Annotated in this window: 11 protein-coding genes and 1 pseudogene; 10 read left to right on the forward strand and 2 right to left on the reverse strand. The window is 70.5% G+C overall.

What is annotated here, in order from left to right; genetic code table 11:
- Window positions 1-149: 149 nt before the first annotated feature.
- Complete coding sequence (locus O2L52_RS04590; protein WP_270114146.1) at window positions 150-566, reverse strand: DUF3052 domain-containing protein; 417 nt, start codon at window positions 564-566, stop codon at window positions 150-152.
- Window positions 567-942: 376 nt separating this feature from the next.
- Between O2L52_RS04590 and aceE the strand changes: the two genes are divergently transcribed.
- Window positions 943-3675, forward strand: coding sequence for a pyruvate dehydrogenase (acetyl-transferring), homodimeric type (gene aceE / locus O2L52_RS04595; RefSeq protein ID WP_270114147.1), 2733 nt, complete (start codon window positions 943-945; stop codon window positions 3673-3675).
- Window positions 3676-3740: 65 nt separating this feature from the next.
- Here the strand turns inward: aceE and trxA are convergent, their stop codons facing one another.
- Window positions 3741-4142 (reverse strand): thioredoxin, encoded by a 402-nt coding sequence (trxA, locus tag O2L52_RS04600; RefSeq protein WP_270114148.1) that lies wholly within the window; start codon window positions 4140-4142, stop codon window positions 3741-3743.
- A 117-nt stretch (window positions 4143-4259) separates the two neighbouring features.
- Here trxA and O2L52_RS04605 point away from each other — a divergent pair, with 117 nt between their 5' ends.
- The 9 genes and pseudogenes from O2L52_RS04605 (at window position 4260) to O2L52_RS04645 (ending at window position 15244) form a co-directional block, all read left to right on the forward strand.
- The gene (locus tag O2L52_RS04605; RefSeq protein ID WP_270114149.1) at window positions 4260-5429 is read left to right on the forward strand and encodes a PucR family transcriptional regulator; all 1170 of its coding nucleotides are present in this window, start codon (window positions 4260-4262) and stop codon (window positions 5427-5429) included.
- A gap of 93 nt (window positions 5430-5522) precedes the next feature.
- Window positions 5523-6425: pseudogene (locus O2L52_RS04610) on the forward strand (ACP S-malonyltransferase); the annotation flags it as partial.
- 35 nt (window positions 6426-6460) lie between these two features.
- The gene (locus O2L52_RS04615; protein WP_270114151.1) at window positions 6461-7414 is read left to right on the forward strand and encodes a beta-ketoacyl-ACP synthase III; all 954 of its coding nucleotides are present in this window, start codon (window positions 6461-6463) and stop codon (window positions 7412-7414) included.
- Window positions 7415-7440: 26 nt separating this feature from the next.
- Complete coding sequence (locus tag O2L52_RS04620; RefSeq protein ID WP_344472581.1) at window positions 7441-7677, forward strand: acyl carrier protein; 237 nt, start codon at window positions 7441-7443, stop codon at window positions 7675-7677.
- Window positions 7678-7679: 2 nt separating this feature from the next.
- Window positions 7680-8897: a beta-ketoacyl-ACP synthase II gene (fabF, locus tag O2L52_RS04625; protein ID WP_270114153.1), complete on the forward strand. Its 1218-nt coding sequence runs from the start codon at window positions 7680-7682 to the stop codon at window positions 8895-8897.
- A 282-nt stretch (window positions 8898-9179) separates the two neighbouring features.
- On the forward strand, window positions 9180-10385 hold the full coding sequence (locus O2L52_RS04630) for a DUF418 domain-containing protein (protein ID WP_270114154.1): 1206 nt from the start codon (window positions 9180-9182) through the stop codon (window positions 10383-10385).
- Between the two features lie 244 nt (window positions 10386-10629).
- A complete protein-coding gene (locus O2L52_RS04635; RefSeq protein ID WP_270114155.1) occupies window positions 10630-11856 on the forward strand; it encodes a DUF418 domain-containing protein in 1227 nt (408 codons plus the stop codon).
- A gap of 81 nt (window positions 11857-11937) precedes the next feature.
- Window positions 11938-12471 (forward strand): hypothetical protein, encoded by a 534-nt coding sequence (locus O2L52_RS04640; protein ID WP_270114156.1) that lies wholly within the window; start codon window positions 11938-11940, stop codon window positions 12469-12471.
- An 82-nt stretch (window positions 12472-12553) separates the two neighbouring features.
- Window positions 12554-15244, forward strand: a complete 2691-nt coding sequence (locus O2L52_RS04645) for a Dyp-type peroxidase (protein ID WP_270114157.1) — start codon at window positions 12554-12556, stop codon at window positions 15242-15244.
- The last annotated feature ends 92 nt before the right edge of the window (window positions 15245-15336 follow it).

The following is a 15336-nucleotide window of genomic DNA, read 5'->3' on the forward strand; positions in this document are numbered from 1 at the left end:
ACCGGACCCGCCCGAAGCGGACCCGCGCGACAGTGCCTTCTGACAAGAGTGCCTTCTGACGACAGTGCCTTCCGACGACGCCGACCCACGGCAGTGCCGTTTTACGACAATGCCTCCGCACGACAGTGCCGTTCAGCAGCGCCCGCGGTTCAGCGCCGCGCGACGACCATGCGGGACGCGACCCAGTCCGGGGAGGCGTTCAGGGTCTTCGTCGACTTGAGGCCGGCGAGGGTCGTGGACTCCTCGATGTCGGCGGGCTCGATGTGGCCGGGCCGCCCCGCCTTGGGGGTGAGGAGCCAGACGACGCCGTCGTCGGCGAGCGGGTCGCGGGCGTCGAGGAGGAGGTCGACCAGGTCGCCGTCCTCTTCTCGGCACCACAGGATGACCGCGCCCACGATCTCGTCGGAGTCCTCGTCGAGGAGTTCACCGACCGCCTCGACGACGGCGCTGCGCAAGGTGGCGTCGACATCGGTGTCGAAGCCGATCTCCATGACGGACTCGACGCCTTCGAGCCCGAGTCGCTGCACCACGCTCGATGAGTCCACCGGGCTGCTCGGAGCGTTCACTTCGTCCCCTCCATTGGTCGGTCTGCCAGAGCGTCCCGCTCTGCTCTGCACAGCATATGAAGTAGACCATATGAGCCGTGGCATATCCAGCGCTCGCGGAGGCGCGGGAAAAGCGGTCCTCCGCGGCTTTCGCAAAGCCGCCGAGGGGGTTCGTGCGGACACGTTCACATGGCGGTGATCTCGCTTTCCGGGACGCCGTTCACGGCGTAGCAGGTGAGCGCGTTTCACAGTCGCTGGGAGTGTGGGCGCGGTCGCATCAAGGCGGGTGGGTGGCTGATGCTCGCGGTAGATTCAAGGGAGGATGGTAGAAATCGATGACATCTGCTGCCTGAAGAGCAACCCTGCAAAGCCGCAGTCTTAGAACGAGGGATCGCCCGTGACCACGGAACAGAACCGGCCGCCCATCAGTGACGGATTGCCGACCCAAGTACCGGACACTGACCCTGGGGAGACCAGCGAGTGGCTGGAATCCCTGGACGGCCTCCTCGACGGCGGCGGGCGCACCCGTGCCCGCTACGTCATGCAGCGGCTGCTCGAGCACGCCCGGAAGCGCCAGATCGGCGTACCGGCGTCCACGAGCACCGACTATGTGAACACCATTCCGGTGGAGGCCGAGCCGCACTACCCCGGCGACGAGGCCGTCGAGCACCGCATCCGCTCGTACGTCCGCTGGAACGCGGCGATGACGGTCCACCGCGCGCAGCGACCCGGCATCGGCGTGGGCGGCCACATCTCGACCTACGCCTCCGCGGCGAACCTGTACGAGGTCGGCTACAACCACTTCTTCCGCGGCCGCGACCACGAGGGCGGCGGCGACCAGATCTTCTTCCAGGGCCACGCCTCCCCCGGCATGTACGCCCGCTCCTTTGTGGAAGGCCGGCTGACCGAGGACGACCTCGACGGCTTCCGCCAGGAGGTCTCCCGCCCCCAGGGCGGCCTGCCGTCCTACCCCCACCCGCGCCTCATGCCGGACTACTGGCAGTTCCCCACCGTCTCGATGGGCCTCGGCCCGATCAACGCGATCTACCAGGCGCTGTTCAACCGCTACATGGACGACCGCGGCCTCAAGGACACCAAGAAGCAGCAGGTCTGGGCCTTCCTCGGCGACGGCGAGATGGACGAGGTCGAATCGCGCGGCGCGCTCCAGTTCGCGGCCGGCGCCGAGCTCGACAACCTCACCTTCGTCGTCAACTGCAACCTCCAGCGCCTCGACGGCCCCGTCCGCGGCAACGGGAAGATCGTGCAGGAGCTCGAGTCGTACTTCCGCGGCGCGGGCTGGAACGTCATCAAGGTCATGTGGGGCCGCGAGTGGGACCCGCTGCTCGCCGCGGACTCCGACGGCGCGCTGGTGAACCTCATGAACACCACCCCCGACGGCGACTTCCAGACGTTCAAGGCCGAGTCGGGCGCGTTCATCCGCGAGCACTTCTTCGGCCGCGACACGCGCACGAAGGCGCTCGCGCAGCCGCTCTCCGACGACGACATCTGGAACCTGCGCCGCGGCGGCCACGACGACCGCAAGGTCTACGCCGCGTACAAGGCCGCGATGGACCACGAGGGCCAGCCGACGGTCATCCTCGCGCACACCGTCAAGGGCTACAAGCTGGGCTCGACCTTCGAGGGCCGCAACGCGACCCACCAGATGAAGAAGCTCTCGCTCGACGACCTCAAGGGCTTCCGCGACGCCCTCGAGATGCCCGTCACCGACGCGCAGCTCGAGGCCAGCCCGTACCTGCCGCCGTACCTCAAGCCCGAGGCCGGCTCGGCCGAGGACGAGTACCTGCAGGCCCGCCGGGCCGCCCTCGGCGGTCCGATCCCCAAGCGGCGCAACACGGTCATCCCGCTGAGCCTGCCGGGCGAAGAGGCCTACAAGTCGGCCAAGCGCGGCTCGGGCAAGCAGAAGGCCGCCACGACGATGGCGCTCGTCCGCCTGCTCAAGGACCTCATGCGGGACAAGGAGACCGGCAAGCGCTGGGTCCCGATCATCCCCGACGAGGCGCGCACGTTCGGCATGGACGCGATGTTCCCGACGGCGAAGATCTGGTCGACCCACGGCCAGCAGTACCTGTCGGTGGACCGCGACCTGTTCCTCTCCTACAAGGAGTCCGAGCAGGGCCAGCTCATGCACGTGGGCATCAACGAGGCCGGTTCGATGGCCGCGTTCACCGCCGCGGGCACCGCGGGCGACACGCTCGGCGAGCCGATGATCCCGTTCTACATCTTCTACTCGATGTTCGGGTTCCAGCGGACCGCCGACGCGATCTGGGCCGCCACGGACCAGCTCGCGAACGGCTTCCTCATCGGCGCCACCGCCGGCCGCACCACGCTCAACGGCGAGGGCCTGCAGCACGAGGACGGCCACTCGCTGCTCCTCGCGCACACCAACCCGGCGGTCGTGTCCTACGACCCGGCCTACGGGTACGAGATCGGGCACATCGTCCAGGACGGCCTGCGGCGCATGTACGGCGAGGGCGAGCACGTCTTCTACTACATGACCGTCTACAACGAGCCGATCGTGCAGCCGGCCGAGCCGGCCGACGTGGACGTCGAGGGCATCCTCAGGGGCATCCACAAGGTCCAGACCGCGGAGGGCCCCGGCCCCCGAGTACAGCTGCTGACCTCCGGCTCGGGCATGTCCTGGGCCACCAGGGCCGCCGAGCTGCTCGCCGCGGACTGGGGCGTGGCCGCCGACGTCTGGTCGGTCACCTCCTGGACCGAGCTGAGCCGCGACGGCATCGAGGCCGACCGCCACAACCTCCGCCACCCGGAGGCCGAGAAGCGCGTGCCGTACGTGACGCAGAAGCTCGCCGACGCCGAGGGCCCGTTCGTGGCCGTCAGCGACTACATGCGGGCCGTGCCGGACCTCATCAGCCGCTGGGTGCCGGGCGACTACACCTCGCTGGGCACGGACGGCTTCGGCCACTCCGACACCCGCGGGGCCCTGCGCCGCCACTTCAACGTGGACGCCGAGTCGATCACCGTGGCCGCCCTGCAGCAGCTCGCCGCCCGCGGCGAGGTCAAGCCGGAGCTGGCGGCCCAGGCCGCCGCCAAGTACCAGATCACCGACCCGACCGCCGCCGAAGCCGGCGAGGCGGGCGGCGACTCCTAGTACGCCGAAAAAGGGCGGGGCCGCGAGCGCAATGCTCGCGGCCCCGCCCTTTCGCGTGCCCCCGCTTAGTGCTGGTGGCCGTCGTGGTCGTGGTGGTCGTGGCCCTCGGCCTCCTCCTTCTCGACCTCGGCGCGCACGGCGTCCATGTCGAGCTCCTTGACCTTCTCGATGATCTCCTCGAGCGCGGCCGGCGGCAGGGCGCCGGGCTGGCTGTAGAGGAGGATGCCGTCGCGGAACGCCATGAGCGTGGGGATCGACTGGATCCCGGCCTCGCCCGAGAGCTCCGGCTGGTCCTCGGTGTCGATCTTCCCGAAGACGACGTCAGGGTGCTTCTCGCTCGACGCCTCGAACGTGGGCGCGAACATCTTGCACGGGCCGCACCAGTCGGCCCACCAGTCCACCAGCACGATGCCGTTGCCGGTGACGGTCTCCTCGAAGTTGTCCTTGGTCAGTGCAACCGTGGCCATTGGGCCGCCTCTCTGTCGTGGCTTCTGCAGTCCTCTTCCGCGCAACAGTAGTGGCGTCTGCGCTATTCCGACAGACGGCCATGCGCGGCGCTCACCACGTCTGGCAGGCTATAGGGCATGGATCTGGCCACGACCATTCAGAACATCGAACGCTCCTCATCGGCGCTGACGACGCAGTCCCTCACCCGGATGGACGAACGCCTGCCCTGGTTCCGCGACCTGCCCGCCGAGCAGCGCTCGATGGTCACCCTCGTGGCCCAGGCCGGGGTACGGCAGTTCCTGGAGTGGCTGCGCAACGGCGGCGAGGACCTCGGCACGTCCGACATGGTCTTCGAGGCCGCCCCCGTCGAGCTCGCCCGCGCCATCAGCCTGCAGCACACCGTCGCCCTCATCCAGGTCGTCATCGACGTGGTCGAGGAGCAGGTGCCCGCGCTCGCCGCCGACGGCGAGACGGACCAGCTGCGCGAGTCGGTGCTGCGCTTCAGCCGCGAGATCGCCTTCGCCTCCGCCCGCGTGTACGCCCGGGCCGCCGAGACCCGGGGCGCCTGGGACGCGCGCCTCCAGGCGATGCTCGTCGACGCGCTGCTGCGCGGCGACAACTCCGACGAGCTCATCAGCCGCGCCGCGGCCCTCGGCTGGTCCGAGACGCAGACGATCACCGTCGTCTGCGGCGCCACCCCCGGCGGGGAGGCCACCCTCGTGCTCCACTCCGTCCAGCGCGCCGCCAGGCGGCTCGGACTGGACATCCTGGCGGGCGTCCACGGCGCGCGCCTCGTGCTCCTCCTCGGCGGAGTCAAAGAGCCCGTCGAGATCGTCGAGAAGCTCACCGGGCAGTTCGGCGACGGCCCGGTCGTGGTGGGCCCCACCGTGACCGGTCTCGCGGACGCCTCCACGTCCGCGCTGGCGGCCGTGGCCGGGCACCGGGCGGCCCCGGCCTGGCCGGACGCGCCGCGGCCCGTCACCGCGACCCAGCTCCTCCCGGAGCGGGCCATCGCGGGCGACGAGGAGGCCCGCCGCACCCTGCGCGAGAGCGTCTACCTGACGCTGCGCCGCGCGGGCGGCGAGCTGCTGGAGACCATGGACGCGTTCATCTCCTCCGGCGGCGTCCTCGAGGGCACCGCCCGCGAGCTGTACGTCCACCCCAACACGGTCCGCTACCGCCTCCGCCGGATCCAGGAAGTGACCGGTTTCTCCCCCACCGAACCGCATGAGGCGTTCGTCCTCCGTGTGGGGTTGACCATAGGACGCCTGGAGAACGCTTCGGGCACCCGGCGTTCTCGCAGTTGACAACGAGTGTTGTAGATTCCCTACAAGAACCGCACGGGCTTTCAGTCCTCCGACTGCTCCCGTATTCCCTGTTGTCGATGCGAAAGTCATAGTGTGCTTGCCATTCTCGCTCCCGGGCAGGGCTCGCAGAAGCCCGGGTTCCTGACGCCGTGGATCGAAGACCCCTCCGCCGAGGCACGCCTCCGCGAGTGGTCCGAGATCATCGACCTCGACCTCGTCCGCCTCGGCACGACCGCCGAGCAGGACGAGATCACCGACACCGCCAACACCCAGCCGCTGCTCGTGGCCGCCGGGCTGCTGGCCGCCGAACGGCTCCTCACCGGGGAGCTCGCCACGGCCGACCTGGTCGTCGCCGGGCACTCCGTCGGGGAGCTCACCGCGCTCGCCATCGCCGGGGTCCTCACTCCCGAGGCCGCCGTCCGGCTCGCCGCCGTGCGCGGCCGCGAGATGGCCGCCGCCTGCAACATCGAGCCGACCACGATGGCCGCCGTCCTCGGCGGCGTCGAGGACGAGGTCCTCGCCGCGATCGAGTCGGCCGGCGCGTGGCCCGCGAACCGCAACGGCGCCGGGCAGATCGTCGCCGCGGGCCCCGTGGCCGCCATCGAGAAGCTCACCCAGAGCCCGCCCGAGAAGGCCCGGATCATCCCGCTGAAGGTCGCCGGCGCGTTCCACACTCCGCACATGGCCCCCGCGCAGGAGGCCCTGGAGGCCGTGGCCGCCGAGATCGCGACCGACGACCCGGTCAGGACGCTGCTGTCCAACCGCGACGGCAGGCCCGTGGCCTCGGGCAAGACCGCTTTGCAGCAGATCGTGGCACAGGTCACCTCACCGGTCAGGTGGGACGCGTGCATGAGTACGCTTGGAGAACTGGGCGTCACGGCGGTCATCGAGCTGCCGCCTGCAGGGACGCTCACCGGGCTGGCGAAGCGGGCCCTCAAGGGCGTCGAGCGTGTCAACGTGAACACCCCCGAGGACCTGGCCGCCGCCACCGCCTTGCCACTGAACGACAGTGCAGCGAACGAAGGAGTCGAGTGAGCGTCAACGGATCGCGCGTCGTCAGCGTCGGGCACTACCAGCCGGAGAAGATCCTCACCAACGACGACCTCGCCAAGATGGTCGACACCAACGACGAGTGGATCGTCTCGCGCGTCGGCATCAAGGAGCGCCGCATCGCCGCCGAGGGCCAGAAGGTCGCGGACCTCGCGATCGAGGCCGCGCGGCAGGCCCTGGAGAACGGCGGCTTCACCGCCGCCGACATCGACATGGTCATCGTCGCCACCGTCTCGGCGAAGGACCTGTGCCCGAACACCGCCTGCCGCGTCTCCGACGCGCTCGGCATCGGCGCACCGGCGGCCATCGACATCAACACCGCCTGCTCGGGCTTCGAGTACGCGCTGGCCCAGGCCGACATGGCCATCCGGACCGGCGCGACCAGGCGCGCGCTCGTGATCGGCGCCGAGTGCCTCAGCGCGGTCACCGACTGGGAGGACCGCTCCTCGTGCGTCCTCTTCGGCGACGGCGCGGGCGCGGTCGTCGTGGAGGGCACCGACGACCCGGAGCTGGCCATCAGCCCGGTGCTGTGGGGCTCCGAGCCGTCGATGAGCGACGTCATCCGCATCGAGGAGGACGTCCCGTTCATCAAGCAGGCCGGCCAGACCGTGTTCCGCTGGGCCACCACCCAGCTCGCGCCGCTCATCGAGCAGGTCGCGGAGCGGGCGGGCCTCAAGGTCAACGAGCTCGCGGCCTTCGTGCCGCACCAGGCGAACCTGCGGATCATCCAGGGCATCGCCAAGCGCCTCGACTTCAACGACGACTGCGTCGTCGCCGAGGACATCGTCTACTCCGGCAACACGTCGGCGGCATCGGTGCCGCTGGCGCTGTCGAAGTTGGTACAAAGTGGCAAGGTGGCCTCCGGCGCCCCGATCCTCCTGTTCGGATTCGGCGGCGGACTCACCTACGCCGGGCAAGTCATCCGCTGCCCGTAATTATCGAGAGGAAATAACTCATGGCTCTGTCTCGTGACGAGATCCGCGAAGGCATGTCCGACATTCTCGAAGAGGTCGCGGGCGTCAACCCCGATGACGTCGCCGACGAGAAGTCGTTCACGGACGACCTGGACGTCGACTCGCTCGCCATGGTCGAGGTCGTCGTCGCCGCTGAAGAGAAGTTCGGTGTGAAGATCCCCGACGACCAGGTCGCCAACCTGAAGACCGTCGGCGACGCCGTCTCCTACATCGAAAAGGGCTAAATGTGACTGAGGTAGTCGTCACCGGGCTCGGCGCGACCACCCCCCTCGGGGGCGATGTGGCGTCTACCTGGGAAGCACTCGTGGCCGGACGGTCGGGGGTCCACCTGCTCGAGCACGAATGGGCACAGGAACTCCCCTGCCGTATCGCCGCCGAGCTGGCAGTGGAGCCCTCCGAGGTCCTGCCCCGGGTCCGGCTGCGCCGACTCGACCGCTCCGAGCAGATCGCGCTCGTCGCGGCTCAGCAGGCGTGGGACGACGCGGGGCTGAACGACGACCTCGACAAGGAACGCCTGGGCGTCGTCTTCGGTTCCGGCATCGGCGGGGCGCTGACCCTGCTCGCGCAGGACGACATCCTGGAGCAGAGCGGCCCCCGCAAGGTCTCCCCGTTCACCGTGCCCATGCTCATGCCCAACGGGCCCGCCGCGGTGGTCGGCCTGGAATTCGGCGCCCAGGCCGGCGTGCACGCCCCCACCAGCGCGTGCGCCACCTCTGCTGAGGCGATCTCCGCGGGCGCCGACATGATCCGCCTCGGCCGTGCCGACGTGGTCGTGGCCGGCGGCGCGGAGGCGGTCATCGGCGGCCTGCCGATGGCGGGCTTCTCCTCGATGAAGGCCATGTCGACCCGCAACGACGACCCGACGCACGCCTCCCGGCCCTGGGACCGCGACCGCGACGGGTTCGTCATGGGCGAAGGCTCCGGCGCGCTGATCCTGGAGCGCCGCGACCACGCCGAGGCGCGCGGGGCGCGGATCTACGCCGTCGTGGCGGGCTCCGGCCTGACCTCCGACGGGTACGACATCGTCCAGCCCGACCCGGAGTGCCGGGGCGGGGGCCGGGCGATGGCGGCGGCGATCAAGCAGGCCGGCATCGACCCGAAGGAGATCGGGCACGTCAACGCCCACGCGACCTCCACTCCGGTCGGCGACATGGCGGAGATCAAGGGCATCAAGCGCGTCGTGGGCGACCACGTGGTGCTGACCGCGACCAAGTCGATGACCGGGCACCTGCTCGGCGGCGCGGGCGCGGTCGAGTCGATCGCGGCGATCCTGGCGATCGTCGAAGGGGTCATCCCCCCGACGATCAACCTCGAGAACCCCGACCCGGGCCTGGACCTGGACGTCGCGGCGAACGAGGCCCGCAAGGTGGACCTGAACGCCGCGCTCAACACGGCGTTCGGCTTCGGCGGCCACAACGCGGCGCTCTTGTTCACCAAGGCGTAAGCGACACAACGCAAGAGAGCCCTGCCGCATTTGCGGCGGGGCTCTTCGGCGTTTTTGGGAGTGTCCAGGAGCGCCTTGGAGCGTCTATCGCAAAACGGACACAAGAGGGACCCCTGGATCAAAAATACGCCGGGGGTACGACATTCCTTCGAACCCGAGTCCGCCTCGGGTACCGCTGGCTGCAGTGCCGGATGGGGGCCTGCACTACCGCGTTCGGGCTCGGAAATCCCTAGGCTGACAAGGGAAACCACACCCTTGTACCCACCCGTGAGGGAGCCCGCCGTGACCACCGCACCCAGTGCCACCGCCGATCCACCCGCGCCGCCCCTGGCGCCCGCCCCGATCGCCAAAGCCGAGCGCTCGCTCGCGCCCGACATCGCGCGCGGCTTCATGCTCCTGTTCATCGCCCTGGCGAACGTCCCGGTCCACCTGTGGGGCATGAGCCTCGACCGGTACAACCACAACACCGGGCAGTCGGCCAGCGACCACATCGCCTACTTCTTCGAGCAGCTCCTCATCGCCGAGCGCTCCCGCCCGATGTTCGCGGTCCTCTACGGCTTCGGCATCGCGATCATGGCCTCGCGCATGCTCGCGCGCGGCGTCAAGGCCAAGGGCGTCCGGAAGGTCCTGCGCCGCCGCTCCTGGTGGCTCCTGGCCTTCGGCACCCTTCACTCGGTCTTCCTGTTCTGGGGCGACATCCTCGCCCCCTACGGCGCGATGGGCCTCATCGCCCTGTTCTTCGTGCACCTCTCCGACAAGTCGCTCAAGACCTGGCTCTGGGGATCCATCGCGTACGTCGTGCTCATCGGCAACGCGGTCATGGCGTTCTTCTTCACCAGCGCCGGCTCGCCGCCGTCGTTCGACCTGCCGCCGTACCTCAACCAGATGCTGGTCGGCGCGATCGCCTCGCCCACCGGCGTCCTCGGCATCATGCTCACCGGTTCGTTCTTCCCGCTGGTCGTCGCGGGCATGATGCTCCACCGCGCCGGCTGGATCGAGCGCCCCGAAGCGCACCTGCCGCAGCTGAAGCGGGTCTTCATCACCGGCATGGCCGTGAACGTGCTGAGCGCGCTTCCCGTGGCGCTCATCGCGCTCGGCGCCTGGGAGCCCTCGAAGGCGCTGTGGGTGGCCTCGGTCTACCTGACGCTGCTGGGCGGCCTCTACGCCGGCCTCGGCTACATCTGCGGGTTCGCGCTCCTCGCGCACATGCTGCGCGGCTTCGGCCGCCGCGGCGTCCCCGGGGCGCTGGCGGCGGTCGGCGAGCGGTCGCTGACGTCGTACCTGCTGCAGTCGCTGATCATGGCGCCGCTGCTCACCGCGTGGGGTTTCGGCCTCGGTGAAGACCTGGGGTACCTCGGGGCGTTCGGCGTCGCGTTCGGGACCTGGCTCGTCACCGTGGCCGTCGCGGTCGCGCTCGACAAGGCCGGGAAGCGCGGCCCGTTCGAAGTGCTCCTGCGTCGACTCACCTACGGCCCCAAGCGGTCCTGAGTCAAAGGCACCGCCCCCCGCGCCGGACAGGCGCGGGGGCGGTGCCGTGTCCGGCGGGCTGAGGACCGCGGTCGTCCTCCCCCGGTACGACACCGCCTGGCGGCGGTAGTGCCCCGGGAGGACGAGGAGGGTACTGCGGGCGGCGGTTCCCGGCGGCGTCCGGCGTTACCGTGAGGAGCGCGCGAAATCCTTACACTGGAACCGGAAACCACCGAAACCCGTCACGACCACAAAGGAGCCCGTCGTGTCCGCCACCATCCCCCTCGCCACCGCCGGTCCGCCGGGGCGGCCCGCCTCGATCAGCAAGTCCGAGCGCTCACTCGCACCCGACATCGCGCGCGGCGGCATGCTGCTGTTCATCGCCCTCGCCAACGTCCCGAACCACATGTGGGGCATGGCCACCGACAAGTACGGGCACTACACCGGGCAGTCGGGCGCCGACCACATCGCGCTGTTCATCGAGCAGCTGGTGATCGCCGAGCGCTCCCGGCCGATGTTCGCGATCCTCTACGGCTTCGGCATCGCCGTCATGGCCTCGCGCATGTTCGCGCGCGGCATGGACGCCAAGGGCGTGCGCAAGATCCTGCGCCGCCGCTCGTGGTGGCTCATCGTCTTCGGCCTCCTGCACGCCATGCTCCTGTTCTTCGGGGACATCCTCGCCCCGTACGGCGCCGCCGGCCTGGTCGCACTGTTCTTCGTGCACCTCTCCGACAAGGCGCTCAAGAAATGGCTGGTGTGGTCCTCGATCTACCTCGTCGTCATCGGGCTCCCGATCCTGGCCTTCCTCTTCGGCGCCGGCAGCGGCGAAAGCGAAGGCGAAGGCGGCAACCCGCTGGCCTTCGGCGGCGTCCCGCCGTACGTCGAGCAGATGATCACGGGCGCGACCATATCGATCACCCTCAACGTCGTCAGCGTCCTGCTGGCCATGTTCATCCCGCTCGTGGCCGCCGGCATGGTGCTCCAGCGCTCGGGCTGGATCGACCACCCCGCGGAGCACCTGCCGCAGCTCAGGACCGTCTTCATCACCGGCATGATCGTGAACGTGCTGAGCGCGCTTCCCGTGGCGCTCATCGCCCTCGGCGCCTGGGAGCCCTCGAACTGGGTCTTCATCGCCGCGTACTTCGTGACCCTGCTGGGCGGCATGTACGCCGGCCTCGGCTACATCTGCGGGTTCGCGCTCCTCGCGCACAAGCTGCGCGGCTACGGCCGCCGGGGCGTCCCCGGGGCGCTCGCCGCCGTCGGGGAGCGGTCGCTCACCTGCTACCTGCTGCAGTCGATCATCATGGCGCCGCTGCTCACCGTGTGGGGCTTCGGCCTCGGCGAGGACATCGGCTACCTGACGGCGTTCGGCGTCGCGTTCGGGACCTGGCTCGTCACCGTGACCGTCGCGGTCGCGCTCGACAAGGCCGGGAAGCGCGGCCCGTTCGAGGTCCTGCTGCGCCGCCTCACCTACGGCCCCAAGCGGGCCTAGCCTTACCGGACACCCCCGTGTCGGATGCCCGACGCGGGGGTGCTCGCGCGTCCGCAGCCGTGCCACAATACGCCAGTGCAAGTGAGAGAGACTCCGTTCCGACTGCTGCGGGCCGCCGTGTTCGCCGCCGTCTCGGCGTCCGCCTCACTCCTGCTGCACCTCTGGAGCGGCGGGCACGCGCCCGGCCCCCTCCAGTTCGCCGCCGCCGTCGCACTCCTCTTCGCCGCCGCCTACGGGATCGGCGGACGCCAGCGCGGCTTCCTCGCACTCGCGCCCCTGTGCCTCGCGGCGCAGTTCGGGCTGCACGAGTTCTTCGAGATCGGCGCGGTCGCCGCTGTGGGCCACGCGCACGGCGCCGGCCTGAGCATGTGGCTGGTGCACATCGCGGCCGCACTGGCGCAGGCGTCGTGGCTGGCGCGCGGTGACGCCGCGTTCGCGAAGCTGCTGGACGCGCTGACATTGTTCTTCGCGAGCGTGATCCGCGTGCTCGGCGCGGGCGCGCTCGTGGTCATCCGGCCGCGCCGGTTCGTACTGCGGACGCAGACGCCGCGCCCGGTGCCGGCGGTGCGCACGCAAATCTCCCACCGCGGTCCACCGCGGTTCGCTGTTTCCTGAGTCTTTTGTCCCCCAGCGTCTTTCGGCGCTGAACCCTGCCTGGAAGCCCCCCACTGGCCCCAGGCTGCTCGGAAAGCGAACCATGTCTGACAAACCCAAGATCTCGGCTGCCCTGCGGCAGCTGCTCCTCCGGCTGCACTTCTACGCCGGTCTCCTCATCGCCCCGTTCCTGCTGGTCTCGGCCGTGACCGGGCTGGCCTACGCGCTCTCCTACCCGCTGGAGGACGCGCTCTACTCGGATCTGCGCACCGTCGATGTCGGCGGCGAGCGCCTCAGCATCGCCGCCCAGGTCGAGGCCGTCACTGCGGCGCACCCGGACTGGACCGTGACGGCGGTGCGGCCGGCCGCCGAGGACGACGCCTCGACGACGGTGCTCGTGGACGACGGCGTGTCCCGCGAGTCGGGTGCGGTCGCGGCCGTCTACGTCGACCCGTACACCGGTGCGGTGCTGGGCGATTCGACCTCGTACGGGTCCTCGCAGGCCGGGCCGGTGCGCGAGTGGATCTCCACATTGCACCGGAACCTGCATCTGGGCGAGCCGGGCCGCCTATACAGCGAGCTCGCGGCGAGCTGGCTGTGGGTGGTGGCACTCGGCGGCCTGGTCCTGTGGATCCTCCGCAAGCGCCGCGCGGGCGGGTTCTGGCGGCCGAAGCCGACCGGCACCGGGCGGGCGCGGACGCTCGCCTGGCACGGCCCGGTGGGGCTGTGGCTCGTCGCGGTCCTGCTGTTCCTGTCGGTGACGGGCCTGACCTGGTCGCGGTACGCGGGCGAGCATGTCGCCGAGCTGCGCGAGGTGCTGAGCTGGACCACGCCTTCGGTCGCTCTGGACTCTGCTGGTTCCAACGACTCCGGCGCCTCGGGCGGGGACCACGCCGAGCACGACCACTCGGGCGCGACGGGCGCCTCGCCGTTCGCGATCGCCCTGCTCGACAGCGTGTACACGACCGCGCGGGACGCGGATATGAACGGCCCCTTGCAGATCACGCTGCCCACGGGCACGGGCACGCAGTACCTGGTCGCCGAGACGCACCGGTCGCTGCCGCTGGAGCAGGACCAGATCGTGGTCGACACGGTCGAAGGCGCGCCGGTCGTCGCCGAGGAGCTGCGGTTCGCGGACTGGCCGTTCATGGCGCAGGCGACGAACGTGTTCATCGCCGCGCACATGGGTCTCCTGTTCGGCCTGGCGAACCAGCTCATCCTCGCCGCGGCGATGCTCGCGGTCGTGCTCATGATCGTGTGGGGCTACCGGATGTGGTGGCAGCGCCGGCCCAAGGGCGGCCGCGTGGGGCGCCCGTATCCCCGCGGCGGCCTGCGCGGCCTGCCGTGGTGGATGGCGGCCTTGGTCGCGGCGGTCGCGGCCGGGGTGGGCTGGTTCTTCCCGCTACTGGGAATCTCACTGGCCGCCTTCATCGCGATCGATGTGATCATCGGGCTGTGGCAGCGGTTCCGCAAGCCGCCCAAGGAGAACGAGGACGGCGACGTGCTGGTGTCGCGGCGCGCGGCGCTGGCGGGGGCGACGCTCTCGGCGGCGGTGGGCGCGGGCGTCGGCATGGCCGTCGCGTCGTCCGCGGACGACGGCGGCGAAGCCGCGGCCGAGGAACCGGGCGTGGAGCCGTTCTTCGGGGACCGGCAGGCCGGGATCACGACGCCGGCCCAGCGGCACGCGCTGTTCGCGTCGTTCGCGTTGTCCGACAAGGCACTCTCAGGAGAAGCCTTCGACACCGCCGCTGTCGCGGCGAACCTGCAGGCGCTCCTGCAGGACTGGTCGGCGGTCGCGGCGGCGCTGGCCGCCGGTGAGGCGCCGCCGAAGGCGAAGATCGACGGCGACGACCAGTTCGACGCCGAAGCGGTCGCGGCCGGGCTTGACCCGGCGCGGCTCACGGTGACCTTCGGGATCGGCCCGGGCACGTTCGCCAAGGCCGGGCTGGAGCCGGTGCGGCCCTCGAAGCTGGCGGAGCTGCCCGAGTTCGACGGCGACAAGCTCAATCCGGCCTGGTCGGGCGGCGACCTGCTCCTGCAGATCTGCGGCGACGACCAGCAGGTGGTGAGCGGCGCGTTCCTGGAGCTGCGCAAGCGGGCGGTCGGCTACGGCACGCTCGGCTGGGTGCAGCAGGGCTTCTCGTCGCCGCCGTCCGGGGGCGGGACGCCGCGGAACCTCATGGGGTTCAAGGACGGCAGCGCGAACCCGGAGGTCGGGTCCGAGACCTTCGACGCGCGGGTGTGGGCGGTCGATTCGGAGCCGTCGTGGTTCGAGGGCGGCACCTACCTGGTGTTCCGCAAGATCCGGATGCGGCTGCCGGACTGGTCGATGCTCACCGCGGAGGACCAGAACCTGACGTTCGGGCGCGACCGCGACTCCGGCGTGCCGCTGAGCGGCGGCGGCGAGTTCGACCACCCGGACTTCACGGCGCTCGACGCGTCCGGGCTGCCCGCGGTCCCCGCCGACTCGCACGTCGCGGTCGTGCACGACGCGGCGATGGTGCGCCGCGGCTACAACTACGACTACGGGTTCCTGACCCAGGGGGACGTGAGCTCCGACGCCGCGGTGGACGGCCACCTCGACGGGCACATGCACGCCGAGCACCCGTACGACGCGGGGCTGCTGTTCGTGTCGTTCCAGGCGGACCCGCAGGCGTTCATCGACGCGCAGGAGAAGATGGCGGCCTCGGACCGGTTGAGCGAGTTCATCACCGCCGAGGGCAGCGCGGTCTTCGTGCTCCCGCCGGGCGCGCCCGAGGGCGGGTACGTCGGCCAGGGGCTGTTCGAGTCCTGAAGGTGATGGTGGCGGTGGGGGGCGGGCGGGGGGGGGGGCCCCCCGTCAGGGGGCAGGGGGCCGGGGCGGGGGCCGGGGCGGCGGGGGCGGGC

It is taken from the genome of Glycomyces algeriensis, assembly GCF_027622855.1.
GTDB lineage: Bacteria > Actinomycetota > Actinomycetes > Mycobacteriales > Micromonosporaceae > Glycomyces > Glycomyces algeriensis.

What these genes read in the sequence shown, in the direction of transcription:
- trxA (WP_270114148.1), bottom strand. Translation starts at nt 4,142, where the DNA reads ATGGCCACGGTTGCACTGACCAAGGACAACTTCGAGGAGACCGTCACC.
- O2L52_RS04645 (WP_270114157.1), top strand. Translation starts at nt 12,554, where the DNA reads ATGTCTGACAAACCCAAGATCTCGGCTGCCCTGCGGCAGCTGCTCCTC.
- O2L52_RS04605 (WP_270114149.1), top strand. Translation starts at nt 4,260, where the DNA reads ATGGATCTGGCCACGACCATTCAGAACATCGAACGCTCCTCATCGGCG.